The organism is Moorena producens 3L (genome assembly GCF_000211815.1).
GTDB classification, from domain to species: Bacteria; Cyanobacteriota; Cyanobacteriia; order Cyanobacteriales; family Coleofasciculaceae; genus Moorena; species Moorena producens.
In genome coordinates this window covers 1-20959 of sequence record NZ_GL890830.1, presented here as the reverse complement: position 1 = coordinate 20959, position 20959 = coordinate 1, and the positions used below count along the sequence as shown (strand labels likewise).

Genomic DNA, 20959 nt, shown 5'->3' with positions numbered 1-20959 from the left:
CAACCTGCTAACCTTGGCCAATAGGCACGCGCGTCGCGTTCAACCTTCAACCTGCTAACCTTGGCCAATAGGCACGCGCGTCGCGTTCAACCTTCAACCTGCTAACCTTGGCCAATAGGCACGCGCGTCGCGTTCAACCTTCAACCTGCTAACTTGCTAACCTTCAGCCGAATAACCTACAACCCCCAAAGGCGAACAACCGAACATAAGGAATTAAATTAATAGGTACCAATATAGCAATCCTTTATGATTCGTGAAATATATTCGGCGAAGCTATCGCTATAACCCTTGCCCAGTAAGGATTTACGATTTTGCATATTTTACAAATGATTTAGGATTGCTATAGGTTTTTAAATTAGTGTTACTTGGGCAGATTGACTGGGAACTATATAACTGTAACCACATTGGATTTGTCAGTCAATCGGGATTAACGTGTCAAACACAGAATCTTTAAGTGTTGAGCTAAAACAAGCTTTTCTTCGATTAATTGCCCAGCAGACAGGATTAGTTATTAAAGAAGCAGACCAAGACAATTTAATTGAAACCATCCTTGTGAGAATGAAATTTCTCAAATTTGGTTCACCATAAAGTTACTATAAACTCTTAGATAAGACTATATAAAGTAATATATAATGGCAAAAATTAGTTGCCATGATGACTAATAATTAAAGTTACTTTTGGCGAGATATAGCAGAAGTCAGAAGTCAGAAGTTAAACTCTTGCCATACTGTAGTTTGAGACTTTTGTCATGTCATAATTACCCTAGCGACTGCTATAAATGTCATTTTAAAACCTGACAAAATCACATTATTCCAGATATAATTAAACGACAAAATAACCACAAAATAATTCAGATTTGTATTGCAGGATGTTCAACTGGATAATAACCCTATTCTATTGCTATTTTATTCCATAAAATCCTTCCTGAATTATAAAAATGGAAGGTTAAAATTTTGGGGATAGACATTAATAACTATGCCTTATAAACCGCAAGAAAAGGAATTTACAGTTCTTGGTCATTTAGAAGTATTAATCCAGACATAAAGCGTGACTATTTTGGGCTCATTAACAATTCCTATCACATCGATAATCGTATCCAAAAAATGGTCACGTTTAAAACGGTTAATTTAGTCAAAGATTCCTGGGGGGGCGACAAGCGGCCTGTAACCCTTGATAGATATTAAATTGAGCGAATTATGGTAAAAAAAGATAGGTCAGAAATTGTCAAGACGACCAATAAGATTGAAAATGCTACCATAATTATATCAAAAACATCTAAAAAATCTCCTTTCCGAATCTCAATTATTATTCCTTAACCTTGTAGTAATTATTAGACAAGACACCAAAAATGTTAAACTTGAAAAAATCGCAGAGTCATGTCTTGGTGCAGTCGCAAACAAACCATGAGCGACTGGATCAAGACAACGTTTTAATATTGAACAAATGTTCCGAGATTATAAGAGCGGTGGATATAATAGGTCAGGCAGCAATGTGGTTGGAAAACGCTTTATTTCTTTAGTTGTTATAATATCTTTCGCTTATCTGATTTCCACAATACAAGGATAAATAATTAATAAAAGCGATGCAGCGCGGTCTTGGGGGTTCCCCCCGGAGACGAAACCTTAGACAGGCTCGCCTTTATGGTTGTTAGGCTATGCAGAAAAGGGTTAAAACTTGAGGCGCGACCCCGTAATTTAATTCGCCATAGGAAAGCGCGCCTCCATTGATTAAGGCGAGCCTGTCTTACGGTAACTTCAAACCATGAGCGACTGCATCAAGACAAGGAGTTCATAAATATGTGGCTAGAGTCAAACAATATGGGCGTTCAACTAAAAGACATAGCGGTGCGACCCAAGGCCGGGGAACCCGGCCTAGGAGGCGCGCACCGTCCAGTTTTTATATTGGACTATATGCTCAAAATTGGATTAATTTTATGGATAAATGTTGGTAATTAGTTGATGATTTGATGCGCTTAAGTCGTCATAAGCTCAATAATTATTTACGAGGTATGAGAGCTAGGTCGCTTATACAGTCTACTTTTTAGCTCTCATGTCGCCCCCCCAGGATCAAACCTCAAAGTAAGTTATTAAAGCGGGTGCGTAATGTCAGTGGAGCAACTATTATCGGTACAGGGGAAGTTTGTATGATTCTTAACCCTCCAGATTTGCTCACATCATTACAATCCTATCAGTCAAACACATCCACAGTCTCAACCAAACTAAGGCAAATCGTTAAAAGGACGCCAGTAATTCTCCTAGTAGATGACTCGATTACCGTTCGCACCCAAGAAAAACGGATACTAGAAAGGGCTGGGTATGAAGTAGTGACAGCTGTAGATGGATTAGATGGCTATAACAAACTAAACAGCCGTTACTTTGATGCCGTAATATCTGATGTGGAAATGCCAAATCTAGACTGATTTTCCCTAACTGCCATAATTCGTCAGCATCAATAGTATAACGAATTACCAATAATTTTGGTAACATCTTTGGCTTCCGATGAACATAATAAAAAAGGGATGGAAGCGGGGGCTAATGCCTATATAACAAAAGGAAAATTTAATCAAGATTTTCTCATCGAAACGTTGCAAATACTTGTGTGATAGTTAATATACAAGGTTAATATTTAAGTTTAAATTGTGAAGCTTTAAGGTTAAATTGGTAATTAAAAATGAAAAATTTAAAATTATTAAATAATCAATGACTATTCGAGTTTTATTAGTTGAAGATTCACCGATTGCTCTAGTAGTACTGAAAAGGATTCTGAATTCATCAGAGCAAATTGAAGTGGTGGGAGAAGCTGGAACTGGTTTAGAAGCTTTGAACTTAATTCCCAAAGTTCAACCAGATGTCATTTGTACAGACCTCCATATGCCCCAGATGAATGGTCTGGAGTTGACATCTGAAGTTATGGCGCTCTATCCTAGACCGATTCTGGTGATTAGTGTTTCGGTGCAGCAAGAGGATACTGATCAGATTTTTCAGCTTTTAGATGCAGGAGCAGTGGATATTTTTCCTAAGCCGTCGGCAGGAATGACAACGGATAATCAGTTGCTCCAGCAGGAGTTGATCAATAAGATTAAAATTCTGTCTGGGGTCAAGGTCAAACAGGTTTTACCAATTGGTGCGATCGCACCAAGGCTGCGGGAGTTGTGCTTATTGAAACTTGAAAATTGAAAATAACACTTCTCTCACCCCTTGCCGATTCAATATAGTTGACTTTAAATAATTTCAATCTCATCCAGGCTCGCGATCGCTAGATCAGCTCCCTCTAAATGGGAAGCTTCTGGCTTGCCCCAGCAAATACCAATGCAACCCGCTGCACCAGCACGCTTTGCCATCTCAATATCACCGGCTGAATCTCCTACCATTAGGGCGGAAGCAGGTTTTACCTCTAAAGATTGGCACCCTTGTAGGAACAACCTGGGATCAGGCTTACTGATTTCAGAATCCACACCCTGCTGTAATTGGATATAGGGGTCTAGCTGGTGTCGATGGACAAAGGCTTGTACGCCAGCCGTAGAGTCTGCCGATAGAATACCCAGCTTTAAACCAGCTTCCGAGAGGAATTTAAGGACTTCGAGGCTACCGGCAAACATTGGGGAAGTTCCAGCCGCATTTTGCAAGTACTTCTCGGCTTCAACAAAGGCACTCCCAGCGATTTCCAATGACTCTAGCCAACCCCGACCAGTCTCAGCAATATAAGCCGCAGCAGCAATTTCATTTTCCCGACGACTACCCACTGCCATTAACCCGGTAGGGTCAAGGGTGTCATCTTGGACACCAAAGGCCATCAGGAGGGGTTCTCCAATACCAGGAATTTGGGCATCGATTAAACGCGATCGCTTATAGGCTAGTTCTCTTAAATAAACTTGTGAATCCTCTAAGGTACCGTCTTTATCAAATATGACTGCTTCAATATTGGGGAAAGTCACCTTCCCACAACGAATGGTTACCAAGGGTTTATGCCGCTGTTTATTGTAATCAACTTCATTCTACTAGCTAGTTGATCAAGATTCGCACCTGCCAAGTTCTTTGCTCTTGTTCCGGAACACAGCCATAAACACAAATTAGCCATTAGCCTCAGCTAACGGCTAATTCTTGTTACCGCACCTGGTTGTTACTCGTCGATGGCAGCTGCTACAAACTCTCCCTCTGGCACTGGGTCTTCTTGAGGCTCTTGGGACTCTTGGGGCTCTTGGATCTGTTGAGGCTCTTGAGGCTCTTGAGGCTCTTGAACCTGTTGAGGCTCTTGAGGCTCTTGGGGCTCTTGAACCTGTTGAGGCTCTTGAGGCTCTTGGGGCTCTTGGACTTGTTGAGGCTCTTGGGGCTCTTGGGACTCTTGGGGCTCTTGGGTTTCAACCGCTTCTGGAGTCATACTTTCTGGAGTTATACCTTGCTTTTGTGCTAGCATCTTCTCCCGGTACTTCTGAGCCATTTCTTCTGCCTTCTCGAATACCACTTCCCGGTTGTTAATCATATCTCCCGGTTCTGGCTCTAACTGCTTTGTTGACAGAGAAATCCGACCTCGGTCAGCATCCAAGTCAATGATCATCACTTTCAGTTCATCATTGACATTAAACACACTATGAGGCGTATCGATATGATCATGGGAAATTTCGGAAATGTGCAGCAATCCGCTGACCCCGCCAATATCAATGAATGCACCGTAAGGTTTGATTCCTCGTACTGAGCCAATCACCACCTCTCCGACTTCTAGGCGGTTCATCTTGCGCTCAACTAGCGCACGACGGTGGGATAGTACCAGACGATTACGGTCTTCATCTACCTCCAGAAATTTTAGGGGCAGTTCTTGGGCCACCAAATCTTCCTTGGCTGCCCGAGTGCTAATATGAGAACCAGGAATAAAACCGCGCAACCCTTCAATACGTACCAACGCTCCACCACGGTTAGTGGCGAATACCAGAGAACGCACCGTAGCATCCTCTGCTTGTAGTTGGCGCACTCGCTCCCAGGCTCGCATATACTCAATGCGACGGATAGAGAGAGTCAACTGTCCATCTTCATTTTCATCGGTCAGGATGAAAAATTCCCGTGTTTCGTTGGATTGTAAAACCTCATCAGGATTATCAACTCGATTTATTGACATTTCCTGAATCGGAATATAGGCGGCGGTTTTCGCACCAATGTCAATCAGAGCGCCCCTCGGCTCTAGACTGAATACCGTACCCGGAACTATATCCCCTGGGCTAAAATGATAATCATACTTATCCAGAAGGGCAGCAAAATCTTCGTGAGTGAATCCTATATCTGTAGTTTTTGTTTTCTGACTGAGCATGTGCGTTGTTTGTCCTAGTTTGATTTGGTTTTAATGACTATGCCTCCTGTTGATGTACAAGCACGTCAGCATTGTGCTGCTTACACCGACATTGCGTTGTCCTACTTGTGACATCTCCCACACCTGTTGGGGATCGGGGGTAGGTGTGGGCTTCTCGCCAACCCCAGCTATCGCCATTTCCTTACGAAAACCGATCCGCATTCGGGTACTCGACAAGCTTTACTATTGACGGGATGCCCCACCGCCAAGTTTCTGATTTTATCTGATTTTAATTGCTCTATTCCAATCAGGCTTTTGGTCCACTGTCAATAACCAAGGGCATTTTCGGCTTTGGTTATCAAATAGACATAAATTCACCCCAATTTATGTCCATTATAATTTATTAGACAAAACCTGAACTGAGCTTTCCGTCGAAAAATACCCCACTCCCTTCGCCCAAAGGACGACGCTTGCGCGTTTGGTAGAGGCTAGTGGGCTAATCTCGAACTGATCAGCTCATTTAATAAGATTTAATTAAGACCAGACATCCTATTATAACCTAATCGAGATTTTGTTATTAGTATCTTTACCGAACTTTCCAGGCTATTGTGGTATGTCCTATATCCCCCCATGGGGGATGTTAGCCTAATAAATGCCAGGGGTACATTCTGCACCCAAGACAAAGCAGGGATACCCCAGGAATAGACGTTTAGCCAGTAGGAATACCAAGTGGTTGCCACTCCAGAAAAATCTCAATCAGTAAAACCTTCCCCAACCCATGGTCACGAACGAGTTGCGGTTTTACTCATGGGTTATGGAGAAGTCGAAAGCTACGAAGACTTCGCCAACTACAACGAACAAGCCTTAAACTTGCTTACCGCCAAATTTGCCCCAGTCCCCAACTGGATCTATCCACCCTTAGCCAAAATTTTGGCAATGTTTGACTTCCACGAGTGGGGGCACCAGCATGACAACTTTATTTCACCCCACAACAATATTTTTGAACAGCAACGGGCAGGTATTGAAAAACACCTGCAAGCTAAATGGGGCGATCAGGTCAAGGTATTCAAAGCCTTTAACTTCTGCGCTCCCTTTCTGCCAGAACAAGTCCTCTGTGAAATTAAGGAGCAAGGGTTCCAAAAACTGCTGATCTATCCCCTGCTAGTGGTGGATTCCATCTTTACTAGCGGCATTGCGGTGGAACAGGTCAATAAAGCCCTAGGGAAATTAGAGGATGGAGATCAACACTGGGTTCAGGGATTGCGTTACATCCCGTCTTTCTATAACGAACCAGAGTACATTAATCTAACTGCTCGATTGGTGGAAGAGAAAATTACTACCGATTTAGCTCAAGCCTATCTCCCCTCCCAAATTGGCATTGTCCTGATGAACCATGGCTGTCCCCACGAAGCTAAAGGATTTGTGTCTGGGATTGACGAAAGTCAGGCATTGTATGAGGCAGTAAGGGAAAAGTTGATGTATAAGTATCCCCTAATCTCTGTGGGCTGGCTTAACCACCAAACTCCCTTAATTAAGTGGACTCAGCCTCACGCGGAGTTAGCAGCCCAGAACCTGATTAACTTAGGGGCTAAGGCGATTGTGTTTATGCCTATTGGCTTTGCCACAGAGAATCACGAAACCCTCTTAGATGTGCATCACATTGTCCACGGTCTAAAACGTCGTAACTCAGAGGTTACCTACCTAGAGATGCCCTGTGTTAATGATCATCCAGAATTCTTAGAGATGGCAGCGGAGTGGGCTAATCCTCAAATTGAGGTACTTGTATCAGAAAATGCTCTATCTATCAATCCCCAGTTGGCAGCTGTGCAGGCATCACAGCACCATCATCACCATCACCACTGATTCACCAGAGCATTTTATTAGGTTGCTTGATACATAGCACCTTCTTGCACCTCCTCCGTTCTCCTCCCGCTGTTCTCCCTCTTCTCCTGTTCTAGGAAAGATGTCACAGAATAGAACTGTAGGCTGGGAATCAATGAAACTTCTCCAATCATAGGAAAGCCTAGTTGATCCCAGCCCCATCAAGTGCCGAGTGACAGGATAACAGGATAACAGGATAACAGGATAACAATTATGGATAATAACGACTGGCTCAAGCAGTTATTGTTGGTTGGGGTTGGCACAACCTCAATGGTTGCCGAAAAACTGCGAGAGGTAAGTGATGAATGGGTCAAAGATGGTAAAATAAACTCCGACCAAGCCACCGCTTTTGTGGATGATCTGATGAATCAGATCAAGTCAGAGCAGGGTAACTTTGAGAGCAACATGGAACGGCAGTTGCGCAATATGTTGCAGGATTTAGGGGTTCCTCGCCAATCAGAAATGGATGAATTGCGAGGTCGTATTGACCGTCTGGAGCGTCAGGTGCGGGATTTAGAAAATAAGCTCTGGCGTTGATAATCAATTAGGAGGACAGACTTTGAAACAAATTCTGATCAGCATAGGCGTTATAGTAGCCTTTGGGTTGCTTTTGGTTGTGGCTCAAGTAGGTATGGGTAAAAAATCTACCACTGCTGGAGAAATTACCAACACTCAGCCGGAAGTAGTGACAACAGCTAACAGTGCTAACCCAGATGTTAATGATAAACGAGATATAGCTATGGATTCTAGTTCAGAAAGCGAAACCAATACTGAGGCTGAGACGGTTACAACACCGTCGGGCTTGAAGTACATCGACGTGGTTGAGGGTGAGGGAGCAATGCCTGAGAAGGGACAGACGGTAGTGGTTCACTACACTGGTACCCTGGAGGATGGTAGTAAGTTTGATAGTTCTCGCGATCGCAATCGTCCTTTTTCCTTCAAAATCGGTGTAGGACAGGTTATTAAAGGCTGGGATGAAGGGGTTGGTTCTATGAAGGTTGGTGGTCGTCGTGAGCTGATCATTCCCCCAGAATTAGGTTATGGTACCCGTGGTGCCGGTGGGGTGATTCCGCCTAATGCTACGCTGAATTTTGATGTGGAATTGTTGAAAATTAACTAGTAAATTAGCAATAAATTAGCTAATTCAGCGATGAACTGAATACTTGCTCCCAGTTGGTGAATTCTCGCTGATTGGGAGTTTTAGTAAACAGAATAACACTAGAAATAGCATCGCCTTTTTGTTACAAAATATTAATAAAACCTGGGTACAAAACTAAAGTTCAGAACTCAATCATTCGATTAAATAGTATTTGATTAAATCTATGTCCTGTAAATAACGTTAGATAAAATAAAGTTAATTTTTGACCTATAATAATTCCAAAATAACCCTCAGTGTAAGCATTCAGCCGTGAGCTTTGGCTCACGCTACGCGAACAGCGGTCAGCAGTCAGCTTTTCATAACTCAGATTAAACTTTTGCTTACTTGTTTGATTCAAAAGTTCCGTAGCTTCCTAATCGCCCATAAGCACATCAAGTAGCACCTCAATTAGCGCATTAGCTGATGGCTGATGGCTGATAGCTGAATGCTTACGCCTCAGTTGTGGTAGGTTACACTCTTTGATTTGCCATATTCAGGAACTTGGTTAACCCAGGTTTAAAGATAAGTTTCACCGTTCCTGTCGGACCATTACGATTTTTAACAATGATGACTTCTGCCGTATCTCCATCGGGTGAATCTGGATTATAATAGGAATCTCTATAAAGCATCATGATTAAATCCGAGTCCTGCTCAATGGAACCCGATTCTCTCAAATCCGACATCATTGGTCGTTTGTTGGTGCGAGACTCCACAGCTCGACTTAACTGAGACAGAGCAACCACTGGGACTTTCAGTTCCCGAGCTAATCCTTTGAGAGAGCGAGTAATCCGAGACAACTCCTGAACTCGATTTTCACTACCACTGCCTTCCATTAACTGTAAGTAATCGATTAAAATTAATCCCAACTGGCTCCCTTGGGCTGCTTGAAGACGACGAGCATGCGATCGCATTTGCATCACAGTCTGGTTAGCGGTATCATCAATATAAATAGGCAACTCTGATAACACACCGATTGCTTCGCTCAAGGGTGCCCACTGATTTTGAGCAATGCGCCCAGCTCTCAAAAAGTTACTGTCAATTTTCGCTTCACTAGCTAACAACCGCTGCACTAGTTGTTCTCTTGACATTTCCAAGCTAAAAATCGCCACTGGCATTTTTTCAGCTACGTTACGAGCAATTCCTAACGCTAAGCTAGTTTTTCCCATGGATGGTCTACCAGCAATGATAATTAAGTCAGACGGACTTAACCCCCCAATTTGGGCATCCAAATCATAGAAGTCTGATGGAATACCAGGCAAATCAATACCCTGATTCCGATTTTCTATATCTTGGAAGGTCTGGACTAGGGTTTCAGAAATCGCGATTAGACCTTGCTGAGGACGCAATTGGGTGAGGCTGAAAATTTTCTGTTCCGCTTGGTCAAGGACTGTTTCCAATTCCAAGGATGTCTCATAACCCAACTTAAAAATCTCGTTACCGGCTTCGATTAGCTGACGGCGCAGATACTTGTCCATCACTAACTTAGCGAACCTGTCAATATTGACCGCTGAAACCGTTTGTTCAACTAGCTGAGCTAACTTAGCTTGACCCCCAACTTTCTCTAATAAGTCATTGTCATAAAGCCAGGTAGTAACACTCATCAAATCCGTCGGTTTACCCTGGCTATAAAGTAATAAAGCAGCTTCGTAAATGGTTTGGTTAATCCGGACGTAGAAAGCTTTTGAATTCAGGAAATCAGCAATTCGACCCATGGCTTCCGGGTCTAATAAAATGCCTCCGATAATAGACTCTTCGGCATCAATATTTTGGGGTGGTATAGAGTTCCCAAACGCTGAAAAATCTTGTTTTTGAGTCATAGTAAACTAGTCGTCTATTGAGTTCAGGGTAAAGGTCAGCTATTAGCTATCAGCTATTAGCATTAAGCTATCAGCTATCAGCTATCAGCTTAATGCTAATGCGCTATGTCACAGGCTAGAAGCCTGTGCCACGCTATTTGAGGTGCTATTAGCTTATGCCCTACGCGCAACTAATACAACCTGAACAAATTAAGCACCTGTTGTTTAATTTACAGTTGACAGGATGATACAATCAACAGTCAAGTGTCAACAAACTAAACAAACTATTAATTAACTTATTTGGGAACAACATGAATTTCTACAGTAGCTGTAACTTCTGGATGAAGCTTAATTTCTGCATTATAGAAACCAAGTTGACTAATCTCAGGTAGGGTAATACCTCGGCGGTCTATTTCTTTGCCCGTAGACTCTTGGATTGCATCTGCCAAGTCTTGGCTAGTAACAGTACCGAAGATAGCATTATCTTCACCCAACTGCTTCGAGATAGTAAAGCGGTTAATAGTTTGTAGAGCAGTCTTCATCGACTCAGCTTGTTGCTTGATTTCGAGGATACGCTGCCGTTCTTGCTCTCTGCGCCGCTCAACTTGCTTGAGAACACCAGAGGTGGCCCTAACTGCAATTCCTTGGGGAATGAGATAATTGCGAGCATAGCCCGGAGCTACCTCTACCAGATCACCGTCTTTTCCAAGTTTGTGAACGTCTTTGCTTAAAACGACTTGTACACGTTGTGCCATAGTGTTTAGTTTCGGTTATAGTTTAGCGTGAATGATAATGCTTCGACAAACATTCCATACTACGACAATTTGTAAGCGATCGCAACTTAGTGCTGATTGCGGATTGCTGATTGCTGAGGGCTGAGGGCTGAATACTGAGGGCTCCGTGTCAATTAAAACACTTATTAAACCATTTCGGGGATGACATATCCGCCAATAGGCAAACCTAAATCATCAGTAGGAACCGAAAATCCAGTTTCCCGGAGCCTCTGGATCCTGACTGTAATAGAATTCGGTAACTAGATCTAATATCTCTTGTTTGTCAATGTAACCATCATTGTTCTGATCGAAGCGTCCAAAAATTTCTTCAATTTGACTGTCGTCAATACCGTAAGCCTTAAAAAACTGTCGGTATTCTTCCAGAGTAACTTTATCGTCTTTATCAGAATCCAATAGGTAAATAATCCCTGCCGCTTTAGCATTGACTACTGCTTCGTTACCATCGGTGTCACTCAGTACATTTTCGTGATAAGTCAACCACTCATCCAAGGTCACTTGCTGGTCTTGATTTTCGTCGGTAAATTTTTGCACGCCATTCCAAATCCTCATGTAAATAGCAAGAAGATTGTCATAGTCTGGCGAGCCCGGTGTCCAACCCCTGATGGCAGCAAGGTTATCAGTAATCCGTTCAAAATCGGCTTGGGTTAAAAAACCGTTTGTTTGCTGATCGTACACGTTAAACAACTGGGTCAATTTTCTTTGCTGCAATTCGCTAAGCATGGTTTTTTTCTATTGCTCAATTGGATTAACTAAATTTATTAACTCAACCTTGATTATAGTCCAACTAATAAAGGAGCATATCCTCAAGGAAATATGTCCCTTGATCAAGGCTTTATCAATAATCTTAGAATCGGTCTTTCATCCCCCGTAACCGTGCAAATGTCTTAACGGGTTCTTTTGCTTGAACAGCCGACTGTAGGGCAGGCTCTTCCCAACGTAAAAATGGATTGGTGTGCTTTTCAACCCCTAACTGGGAGGGTACCGTTGCCTCTTTACGATGACGCGCCTCTTGGACTTGGGCAAATCTCCCTTGTAAGTCCGGGTTTTCACCATCGACACTCAGGGCAAATTGGAGATTTTTTAAGGTGTACTCATGAGCACACCATACTCGTGTATTATCTGGTAAATCCCTTAGCTTGCCTAGGGATTCTACCATTTGGCTTGCTGTTCCTTCAAATAGTCTGCCACAACCCCCCGCAAATAGGGTGTCGCCACAGAAGAGTTCACCGGTTTCACCAGAGACTACTGGGGGAAAGTAGTAGGCAATATGTCCTCTGGTGTGTCCAGGAACGAACAAGACTTCACCAAGGCGATCACCAAACTCGACGCGATCGCATTCTTCTAAAAACACCTGTTGACCAGGAATCCGACCCCGGTCTTCAGCTCCCCCATATACACAGACATCGGGAAACTGCTGGATCAACTGTCGATTTCCCCCCACATGATCCATGTGATGGTGAGTGTTGAAAATAGCCACTAAGTCCGCATCCATTTCTTTCAGACACTGTATCACCGGTTTAGCCTCGGCTGGATCAACAACAGCAGCAATATTCTGCTTGGGGTCGTGTAATAAGAAGATATAGTTGTCAGAAAGGGCTGGAAGTCGATGAATCTGCATAATAATAGTTTAACACCATCTGTTTAATTTACATGTGTTTAATTTACATGTGTTTAATTTACATGTGTTTAACTTACACTTTATAGTTTTTATTTTTTGAGCAACAACAGATGCTAGGTATATTATACCTTACCTACTAAATTTTTAGTATTATGGATTGCTTGAGCAATTTACAAACTATTTTTAACCCTTATTCAACCTACTATTCAATAGTGAAATGTTGGTAAAAATCCAACAACTTTCGTTTACATGCTCCGAATTTTAATGCTCCGAAGTTACCCTTGACCACAATTCCTAGGTAATCAGTAATCGGTAATCAGTAATAGTTTCAGTAATAGTTAGCGAATCACCAATCACCCATTATCCATTACCAAATCACGCTAAGGTAGCATTTCTGACACTATTTCATCTTAGAAGTGTATAGATGTTCGGTTAACCCATCACAGATTGGTAGTATTGTCAACCTCCATGACTAGGGGAATGCGCTAGACTAATAATCATATTGGATAGGGACTATTTCTGCCTCGTTGCCCCTATGGTATAGCCCCCGAAGCGAAGGGTGGCTTCCCTTGCTAATTGTATTGCCAATTGTATTCAGGTCCCGACCCTCAATAATTTTAATCTAAGTTAAACACTGCTCTCACAGAAAATTAACAGAACATGTCTAGATTAAATTATAGGACTTACACCGCTAACCCACTTTATTAACCTAATTACAACGATTTCAGCCTTTGATTAATAATAATCTTGGTGCGTAAATCATCAATTAATCAAAGCCCAGTTATTGCTGACACTGATTCAAAACCAATATCAAGCCCACTGCCTCCCAGTCGAAATACCAGTCGATCTACCCTTTTGTCAACAGAATCTTATGCTATTAGACCATCAAACCCCCAAATCTAATCACACCACCCGTAATCCGTTAAAAAAAGCAGGAACTTATGTGTCACTGTTGTTACTGGGAGCAGGGTTAGGCTTTTCCGGCGGTTATGTAGCATTACGTAACTCTGTTCCAGAATCCACATCCCCTCAAGCAATTGTCCCTCAGAACAAAACAGCTAGGCTTCCAGGCACTAAACCTGTAGTTACTCAAAATCCCAACTTTATCACCAATGTGGTAGAACAAGTTGGACCAGCAGTGGTGCGGATTAACGCTTCTAGAACCGTCACCAGTAGAGTCCCAGATACTTTTAGAAACCCGATGTTCCGGGAATTTTTTAGGTTACCATTTCCCGATGTACCCCAAGAGCGAGTTGAACAGGGTACCGGTTCAGGTTTCATTATCGATACCGATGGTTATATTCTCACCAATGCCCATGTAGTCGATAGTGCGGATACTGTTAATGTAATCCTCAAAGATGGTCGCCAATTTAAAGGGACGGTAGTGGGAAGCGATCCCTTGACAGATGTAGCCGTGATCCAGATTGAGGCAGAAAACTTACCTACCGTTGCTCTCGGTGATTCTGATCAACTCACCCCAGGAGAATGGGCGATCGCAATTGGTAATCCCCTTGGTTTAGATAGTACTGTAACCACTGGCATCATTAGTGCTACCGGTCGTTCTAGCTCTCAAGTCGGTGTTCCCGATAAGCGAGTGGAATTTATCCAAACCGATGCTGCCATTAACCCCGGTAATTCTGGCGGACCCCTGCTCAATGCCTCCGGTGAAGTGATTGGCATGAACACAGCCATTATTCGGGGTGCTCAAGGATTAGGATTTGCCGTTCCCATTAATACGGTGGAAGGAATTGCTGAGCAACTGATTGTTGAGGGTAAAGTAGAACATCCTTACTTGGGCATCCAGATGGTAACCTTAACCCCAGAAGTTAAACAACAGATCAACAGTAATCCCAATGCTGGATTGATGGTTGATGAAGAAAAAGGGGTATTGATTGCCAAAGTAATAGCTAATTCCCCAGCTGCCAAAGCAGGATTGCGTGCGGGTGATGTGATCCGCAAAATCAATGATCAGCCGGTCAAAGATGCAACAGAAGTTCAGAAGTCTGTGGCTAAAACGAAAGTAGGCAGTGATTTAATCCTAGAGTTGCGCCGCAATCAACGAGATACTAAATTGACCGTGCGACCTGGTGCTTTTCCCACTGGTAAGTAGTAGTTAAGTAGTAGTTGAAACGATTAATATCAAGTTCAGTTAATCCCTTTAATTATCGGGCTTTGAATCACATTAGCATTCAGCTGTCTGCTGAATGCTAATTGCTTATTGAATCACTAATGAATAATTAACCAGACTGGCATATTAAACATAGCTTTGCCACTCGTCCCCTGTTAAGGACTCGGTGGCAACTGCCTGCTGTAGCCCCGTTTCATTCATTAGCCAGATCCCATTTTGTCCGTCAGAGCCATTACGCAACAGGATATCGTCAAAACCATTATCGTCAAAGTCCATAGTACCACGAATTTCCCAATCACCGCTGATTGGTGCTGAGTCAATGAACACTGACTCTACATACTCAGTACCATCCATCCGCCAGTAGTAGATCTCTTGGTTTTGAGTATTGCGCCACAGAATATCCGCGTCACCATCATTATCTAAATCTCCAGCACCTTGCATCTCCCATAGACCGTCTTCTGGTAGCAGCAAATTCTCACCATTACTCTGCCTGGTAATCAACACTCCCTGATCCAGCTCCGTGCCATTCATCAACCAAACCGCATTTTCTCCGGTATTGGTATTACGCCAGAGAATATCTTCTTCTCCATCACTGTCGAAATCTCCCGTGCCACGGATTTCCCAGTTGAGGTCTGATACCTGGGTGCTAGATGCTCCGCTTTTGAACTCAAAGCCTTCCATTAACCAGAAGCCAACATCTCCGGTATCGGTATTACGCCAGATAATATCCTTTTGCTCATCGCCGTCAAAGTCTCCAGCACCACGCATCTCCCAGGGACTGTCAGCTGGTTCCGATTGAATCGGATTTGACTGATCCAAGTTGGTGCCATCCATGATCCAGGCACGATTGTCTCCAGTCTCGGAATTACGCCAAAAAATATCCGCAGAAGGGACATTGAGTGCATTGAATTCAATGAAGTCAATTCGGGTAAATTCGTCGCCATCAGAAGTACCGTTAATTGTGATCAGGTCTCCATTTTCGATGAATATGCTATTGCTAATCTGTTGATTGACGAAAGCAGCAGCATTAGCGGCAATACCAGCACCATCAGGGGGGTCATTGAGAGTTAAGGTTGGCAATTCGGTATCGCCAATAGTGATATCTATGGTGCTATCCCCATCAGTCTCATCAAAGTAGCCCAGCCTTACTTCGTAGTTACCAGTAGCTAGGTCAAAGGTTCTGGTAGCAGTACCAGAGGGGAAACTAGTATCACTTCCAGCGTCAAATAGGCTGATGACTGAATTACCCTCAGCATCGCTATTATTAGCAATTACAAAATTCGTTAGATTGGGAAAGCTTTCAGCTTGAATTTTTACCATAATTTTTCTTTACTTAAAAATAATACTCTGTCGCTTTTGACTAGTTATACTGGTTGACTGACAAAAGTCAGGATAATCTTACCTAGTCTGCTTTTCAGTCTTTACTAGGGATTCACCATCATAAGGTTACCCATTCAATCTTTCATGACTTTATCCTTTGCTCAGGATAATTTTGTCAGTCAATCAGCTTGTTTCTATGATGGGAGGCTTAGTTATGGTTCAACAGTACCCTTAAGGGTACTTTTTGATAATTTATTACGTCAAAAAATATTCTATATAGCAATTATCATAGCTATGAGGTACACAATTTCGGGATTTTAGGGAATAGGGAATAGGGAATAGGGAATAGGGAATAGGGAACAGCGGATCAGGGAATAGGGAATAGGGAATAGGGAATAGGGAATAGGGAATAGGGAATAGCGATGCGCTGCATCAAGAGGTGCGACCCGTGGCGAATTTAATAATTAGATGCGGAAAGCGCACCTAACAGGGAATCAACGTCAAAGAAGACTGTACATCATAATTGCGAGGAACGCTATAAATAGGAATGTAAATAATTTAAATTCAATAATTTAGCTATGTATAAATAATCGAGATATAGCGGTTTTAAATGGGGTGAAGTACATAATTTTTGGAAACAGGCAACAGGCAACAGGCAACAGGCAACAGAGAATAGGGGTAAGCATTCAGCCGTCAGCTATCAGCTATCAGCGTGTCGCGTATCAGCTTATGGGCTACAGATGGTGCTATAGCAGAAGTCAGAAGTCCTTTGTCAGAAGTCCTTTGTCAGAAGTCAAACTCTTGCGCTTCTTGATGCAGTCGCTCATGGGGGAAACCCCCAAGACCGTAATGGTGCGCTTTCCGTTGGCGAATTAAATTCGCCACGGGTCGCACCTCTGCATCGCTTACAAAGGGTGTGAGACTAATGTCGATGTCCTAACTGCCCTGGCGACTGCTATACTTGAGGTGATGCGCGAATAAGCGATGCAGCAAGGGAACAGGGGATTTCCCCCACTCGCGCTTGGGATCTTGACAACAGGTAACCATTTGTTTAATCTGAGTTACGGAAAGCACCTCAAGCAGCTTGAGCCTTGGCCGTTGGCCACGCTACTTGAGGTGCTCACGGCTGACGGCTGATAGCTGAATGCTTACGAATAGGGAATAGCGATGCATCGCTACCTCCTACTCCCTAAAATCCAGGACGAAAGTACCTCACCAAATTAATAAATGCTATAAAATGCTATAAAATTGCATTTGTCCTGCAAGCCTGCAAGTATGCATCAATGATTAGCGGTTTAGTTCTTCCTCAATCATCCGTTCATAAACCTTTGGCAAGTGCTTACTCATGCTATTCGTTTCTATGCCATAACCTAGACTTGTCCAAGTACCGGACAACCGCCGCAAAACTTTATCTAAATTTCCTTGCCGCAATTCTTTGGGAATATCCATCCCCCAGGCTCTACTATCCTTGAGCCAATCGTGAACCACAGCATCCTGGAAGTGTGCCTCAAAGCTATACTGCTTCCAAAACAAAAAGCCTGAGGGTCTGGGGTGATAGCTTTGTGCCTTTGCTTTCCAGGTGATATCAAGGAACTGATACCGTCCCGCCGCTGTGCTACATTTTCCAACATTAGGACCAGCGACTATGGGAACACATATTTCAGGATGACGCCTTAAATCAGAAACGTGTTGACCCCCATAGATAATCGTGTAGGGTTGGGGGTCATTAGCTTCACTAGCGGTGATAGTACGCATTAGGGCGCGAATGTAAGGATCTCCCCCCCTCATCACTAAGGGAGGGGTGCCGTGAATACTGGTAGGATAATCAGATAGCGTACGCTCAACCGGGTAGTAAGCCCATCTATTAAAAACATGTCTGAGATAAATCCCCAATAATAAGCTCACTATCGCTAAGGCTGAAATATTGTAAAATAAGCCTTTGAGTGTAAATTTATAGGAAGTATTTGGAAATCCTCTTAACTTTCCGTACTTCTGCCGGGGTGATGAAGACACTCAGTTGACTAATCCTTACTAGTGTTAATAGTGTGAACTTAATAGTGTTCACAAAATGCGATTGACGGAACGTCACGCTACGCGAACGCTCAACACTCCCTCAACCTACGTCAGCAAATAGCTGTTCCCAGCTGTGATCGGGAGCTTCTGCTGAGCTAACCACTTCTACTATTTTATTCCGAGCTTCCGGTTCCGACAGCGCCTCAACACAAACTTCTGCTACTTTGGTGCGAGGTATGCTACCTTCAAATAGAGTATCTGCGCCAGACATGACCATCGGCTCTGAGTTGTCTTCGTTTCTGAGACCACCTGGTCGCACAATAGTGTAAGTCAAGCCACTTTTTTGGATATATTCCTCTGCTTGCTTCTTCCAGACCAGAATCAGCCAGAATAGGTTGAGGGGATGGAAAAACTGGGGCACACAGAGGGAGGAAACCAATACAAAGTGTTCTACCCCTTTTTCCTTAGCACCATCTACTAAATTTTTAGTCCCTTCGTAATCCACCTTGTAGGGTGCGGTTGGGTCAAAGCTAGGGCGAGCCTCACTGGCGCACAGCACTACAGTACTATCTGCGATCGCGGCACGGATACTCTCGGGTTTGAGCACATCCCCCACCACTAATTCTGCTGCTGGTGGTAATGTTTCTTGAGCGTACTCTAGATTTCGCACTAAAGCCCGTACAGGAATATCACGCAAAACGAGTTCCTGTACAATCCGCTTTCCTGTTTCTCCTGTTGCTCCAGCTACACATGCTTTCATAGCAATTTCCGTACAATTCACCTAGTAGCTTAGCTAGTTTACCAGTTATTCTGAGTGAAAATTAAACTAGGCCATTCAATCGAGAATTATTGGATTTTGTCTTGATGCAATAGCGAGTGGGGGAAACCACGGCAGTCGCTCATGGGGGAGACCCCCAAGACCGCGCTGCCTCCCCAAGACCGCGCTGCATCGCTTCCGTAAACCCCAACCTCTCGGTTGTATAAGTTTCATGGTCATGTGTTCTTCGCTTTCTCGGTCGATCTAATTAAAACCTGCTATAGTCAGTGATCTAATAACTGATCTAATAACTGATCTCGCATCACCAGAAACCCAGCTAGATCAGTCCCCCAAACTTTACACTTGTTTACATAGCTCAACTTGTTTGTGTCCGACTCCTGATTAACTCAGCCAGAGGAGTAGGATAAGCAAGAGCGACCCATGGACATTTCTCAACTAGGCTCTCAACTAGTTTCTGAACTAGTCACAAGGCAATCAAATGAAGAGGATGATGTATGCGATCGCATTTTATTAACCATCAGTCAATTGAGGCAAAACAGGTGGATTTGAATACTCCTGCTATAAAGGCCGACACTGACCCTATTGTTCCATCAGCGTCTTACTCAGGTAGTGAGCCGACTCGGTTTCAGTGTCATTTTCAAGACTGTATGGAGATGTATGCTTCAGCTGAGCAAGTAAGTGCCTATCTAAATACTCACCAGGATTGGTTTTGTCGCTGCGCTCATCCGATGAAAGTAGAACTGCTCACAGACAATGGCTATATTTTGACCATTGGTAGCTTTGGCGCATTTGGCTATAAGGTTGAACCAAAAATCGGTTTGGAATTGCTACCTCAAGACGAAAATTCCTATCAGATTCGGACAATCCCCATCCCGAATCACGTCAGTCCAGGCTATGAGCTTGATTTCCAGGCATCTCAGACCTTAGTAGAAGTACCAGCAAGGGAATATTTTCAAGAGCATCAGCTGGAATCGCAGTCCATACCATCAGCGATAACCCGCGTGGAGTGGCATCTTGACCTCAGTGTTGACATGTGGTTTCCCAAGGCAATTCGGAAACTACCTCAGTCCTTGATTCAACGCACAGGCAACGGAATTTTGCAGCAAGTTGTCCGTCAAGTTTCCCGGCGTTTAACCCACAAGGTGCAGGAAGACTTTCATAACAGTAATGGTCTACCTATACCGAAGCAATCACAGCAGCGGCAAAATCTACGGTAATATTTACTCTAAGGGTTGATAGATCAGCTATCAGCTATCAGCCCAATGCTTAGAGCTTAGCTTGGACACCTAAACTAAAAGCAACGAAAAGCTAAGTTTAAGTTTGCATATTTAAACTCTACAACCATCCTAGGGCGGGTACAATACCACGCCCCTAGGTAAATCAAATCATCTACGGATTGCTAAGAATCTTCTGAACAATTTGCATACCGGTGATGGCTTGCCAGCTGAATAGTCCCAAGAGTGCAACATTCAGGACGATGTGACTATAGCGAGCCCAAGCTTGACCTTTCTGCATTAATGGTGTTAGAGAGGCAGAGGTAGCAATAATTCCGGTCATGCCTAAACCAGCCAGCAAATGGGGTCCAAAAAACAACTTGCCATTGTTAATGTAGGTTACTGCCATACCTCCGATTGTACCCAGTACCATCATTGCTAGCAACGCTGAACCCACAAGATGGTGCTTAACATTATATTGACCCTTAACTAGCGCTTTCTTTTCGTCACCTTCCGCCGTTCTAGTCTTTTGGATTTTCAAACCCAGATAAAGAGCATAGAAGGCTGCCGCTAGCAGCACCCACATCAGTAAGGGGTGGAAGAATTGAGACCAAAATTTAACAGACTCTGGCAGGTTCATAATGTTATGTCAATTTTCAGGAGCTTCATGAAAATTAACATAACATAGTTGCCGTTATTAATTCTAATGTGCTATGTACTAAGTTGAACAAGATGGTAGTATAGCTGCTCACTCCCTCACCAGTTCAAAGGATAATATCTTTGATTGATTGCAACTTGGTATCAATCCTTGAGGACAGGACTAACGCACTAAGAGAAATCGCCTAATAGACATCGCCTAATAGACATAGCGAGGCATATCGCTCAAGGCGTTCCAGGTGTGTTCACTAACTACACCATTGCCTAGCAAACCCCTGTCGAGTTGGAAGCGTTGCACTGCTTCGAGTGTCAGGGAAGCGAAGATGCCATCAATCTTACCGGTAT

The 20959-nt window shown here is 43.4% G+C and carries 18 protein-coding genes and 4 pseudogenes; 11 read left to right on the top strand and 11 right to left on the bottom strand.

Translation table 11 applies throughout. From position 1 onward, the window contains the following. Positions 1 to 432 precede the first annotated feature (432 nt). The 5 genes and pseudogenes from LYNGBM3L_RS42860 to LYNGBM3L_RS05445 form a co-directional block, all read left to right on the top strand. Positions 433 to 588 carry a hypothetical protein gene (locus LYNGBM3L_RS42860; RefSeq protein ID WP_154659684.1) on the top strand — a complete coding sequence of 52 codons (156 nt, stop codon included), beginning with the start codon at positions 433 to 435 and terminating at the stop codon, positions 586 to 588. A gap of 410 nt (positions 589 to 998) precedes the next feature. After that, a pseudogene (locus LYNGBM3L_RS49715) lies at positions 999 to 1184 on the top strand (hypothetical protein); the annotation flags it as partial. A 596-nt stretch (positions 1185 to 1780) separates the two neighbouring features. Next, positions 1781 to 2082: pseudogene (locus tag LYNGBM3L_RS37900) on the top strand (hypothetical protein); the annotation flags it as partial. Further along, positions 2066 to 2602 (top strand): annotated as a pseudogene (locus LYNGBM3L_RS37895) (response regulator); the annotation flags it as partial. The pseudogenes LYNGBM3L_RS37900 and LYNGBM3L_RS37895, both read left to right, overlap by 17 nt. 97 nt (positions 2603 to 2699) lie before the next feature. After that, positions 2700 to 3104 (top strand): annotated as a pseudogene (locus tag LYNGBM3L_RS05445) (response regulator); the annotation flags it as partial. 116 nt (positions 3105 to 3220) lie between these two features. Here the strand turns inward: LYNGBM3L_RS05445 and LYNGBM3L_RS05440 are convergent. Further along, positions 3221 to 3958, bottom strand: coding sequence for an HAD family hydrolase (locus tag LYNGBM3L_RS05440; protein WP_044492317.1), 738 nt, complete (start codon positions 3956 to 3958; stop codon positions 3221 to 3223). 161 nt (positions 3959 to 4119) lie between these two features. After that, positions 4120 to 5298: a 30S ribosomal protein S1 gene (locus LYNGBM3L_RS05435; RefSeq protein ID WP_008180027.1), complete on the bottom strand. Its 1179-nt coding sequence runs from the start codon at positions 5296 to 5298 to the stop codon at positions 4120 to 4122. A gap of 708 nt (positions 5299 to 6006) precedes the next feature. On the opposite strand from LYNGBM3L_RS05435, the gene LYNGBM3L_RS05430 reads away from it, so the two are divergent. The 3 genes from LYNGBM3L_RS05430 (at position 6007) to LYNGBM3L_RS05420 (ending at position 8278) form a co-directional block, all read left to right on the top strand. Next, positions 6007 to 7140 (top strand): ferrochelatase, encoded by a 1134-nt coding sequence (locus LYNGBM3L_RS05430; protein WP_044492316.1) that lies wholly within the window; start codon positions 6007 to 6009, stop codon positions 7138 to 7140. Between the two features lie 231 nt (positions 7141 to 7371). After that, positions 7372 to 7695 carry a phasin family protein gene (locus LYNGBM3L_RS05425; RefSeq protein ID WP_008180024.1) on the top strand — a complete coding sequence of 108 codons (324 nt, stop codon included), beginning with the start codon at positions 7372 to 7374 and terminating at the stop codon, positions 7693 to 7695. A 22-nt stretch (positions 7696 to 7717) separates the two neighbouring features. After that, complete coding sequence (locus tag LYNGBM3L_RS05420; RefSeq protein ID WP_008180023.1) at positions 7718 to 8278, top strand: FKBP-type peptidyl-prolyl cis-trans isomerase; 561 nt, start codon at positions 7718 to 7720, stop codon at positions 8276 to 8278. A gap of 488 nt (positions 8279 to 8766) precedes the next feature. On the opposite strand, the gene dnaB is transcribed toward LYNGBM3L_RS05420, so the two are convergent. From dnaB to gloB, 4 genes are all read right to left on the bottom strand, one after another. Continuing rightward, a complete protein-coding gene (gene dnaB / locus LYNGBM3L_RS05415) occupies positions 8767 to 10113 on the bottom strand; it encodes a replicative DNA helicase (RefSeq protein WP_008180022.1) in 1347 nt (448 codons plus the stop codon). A gap of 275 nt (positions 10114 to 10388) precedes the next feature. Continuing rightward, positions 10389 to 10847, bottom strand: a complete 459-nt coding sequence (rplI, locus tag LYNGBM3L_RS05410; RefSeq protein ID WP_008180021.1) for a 50S ribosomal protein L9 — start codon at positions 10845 to 10847, stop codon at positions 10389 to 10391. 213 nt (positions 10848 to 11060) lie between these two features. Beyond that, positions 11061 to 11606, bottom strand: a complete 546-nt coding sequence (locus LYNGBM3L_RS05405) for an EF-hand domain-containing protein (protein ID WP_008180019.1) — start codon at positions 11604 to 11606, stop codon at positions 11061 to 11063. Between the two features lie 124 nt (positions 11607 to 11730). Then, a complete protein-coding gene (gloB, locus tag LYNGBM3L_RS05400; protein ID WP_008180016.1) occupies positions 11731 to 12504 on the bottom strand; it encodes a hydroxyacylglutathione hydrolase in 774 nt (257 codons plus the stop codon). 871 nt (positions 12505 to 13375) lie between these two features. Between gloB and LYNGBM3L_RS05395 the strand changes: the two genes are divergently transcribed. Next, the gene (locus tag LYNGBM3L_RS05395; protein WP_008180013.1) at positions 13376 to 14614 is read left to right on the top strand and encodes an HhoA/HhoB/HtrA family serine endopeptidase; all 1239 of its coding nucleotides are present in this window, start codon (positions 13376 to 13378) and stop codon (positions 14612 to 14614) included. Positions 14615 to 14758: 144 nt separating this feature from the next. Here LYNGBM3L_RS05395 and LYNGBM3L_RS33655 read toward each other — a convergent pair whose 3' ends face one another. The 3 genes from LYNGBM3L_RS33655 to LYNGBM3L_RS05380 all read right to left on the bottom strand — a co-directional run bounded on the left by LYNGBM3L_RS33655 (position 14759) and on the right by LYNGBM3L_RS05380 (position 18725). Continuing rightward, on the bottom strand, positions 14759 to 15952 hold the full coding sequence (locus LYNGBM3L_RS33655; RefSeq protein WP_008180010.1) for an FG-GAP repeat domain-containing protein: 1194 nt from the start codon (positions 15950 to 15952) through the stop codon (positions 14759 to 14761). Positions 15953 to 17239: 1287 nt separating this feature from the next. After that, complete coding sequence (locus LYNGBM3L_RS05385) at positions 17240 to 17965, bottom strand: glycoside hydrolase family 24 protein (protein WP_081431898.1); 726 nt, start codon at positions 17963 to 17965, stop codon at positions 17240 to 17242. A 100-nt stretch (positions 17966 to 18065) separates the two neighbouring features. Continuing rightward, positions 18066 to 18725: an NAD(P)H-binding protein gene (locus LYNGBM3L_RS05380; RefSeq protein WP_008180003.1), complete on the bottom strand. Its 660-nt coding sequence runs from the start codon at positions 18723 to 18725 to the stop codon at positions 18066 to 18068. Positions 18726 to 19163: 438 nt separating this feature from the next. Between LYNGBM3L_RS05380 and LYNGBM3L_RS48380 the strand changes: the two genes are divergently transcribed. Next, positions 19164 to 19292, top strand: a complete 129-nt coding sequence (locus tag LYNGBM3L_RS48380; protein WP_267871987.1) for a hypothetical protein — start codon at positions 19164 to 19166, stop codon at positions 19290 to 19292. Next, complete coding sequence (locus tag LYNGBM3L_RS05375; RefSeq protein WP_008180000.1) at positions 19238 to 19960, top strand: DUF1997 domain-containing protein; 723 nt, start codon at positions 19238 to 19240, stop codon at positions 19958 to 19960. Before LYNGBM3L_RS48380 ends, LYNGBM3L_RS05375 begins: the two co-directional genes overlap by 55 nt. Positions 19961 to 20132: 172 nt before the next feature. Here LYNGBM3L_RS05375 and LYNGBM3L_RS05370 read toward each other — a convergent pair whose 3' ends face one another. Continuing rightward, entirely contained in the window at positions 20133 to 20597 is a 465-nt protein-coding gene (locus LYNGBM3L_RS05370) for a DUF4079 domain-containing protein (RefSeq protein ID WP_008179999.1), read from the bottom strand. Between the two features lie 216 nt (positions 20598 to 20813). Further along, on the bottom strand, positions 20814 to 20948 hold the full coding sequence (locus LYNGBM3L_RS49710; RefSeq protein ID WP_369118720.1) for a peptidoglycan-binding domain-containing protein: 135 nt from the start codon (positions 20946 to 20948) through the stop codon (positions 20814 to 20816). Positions 20949 to 20959 lie beyond the last annotated feature (11 nt).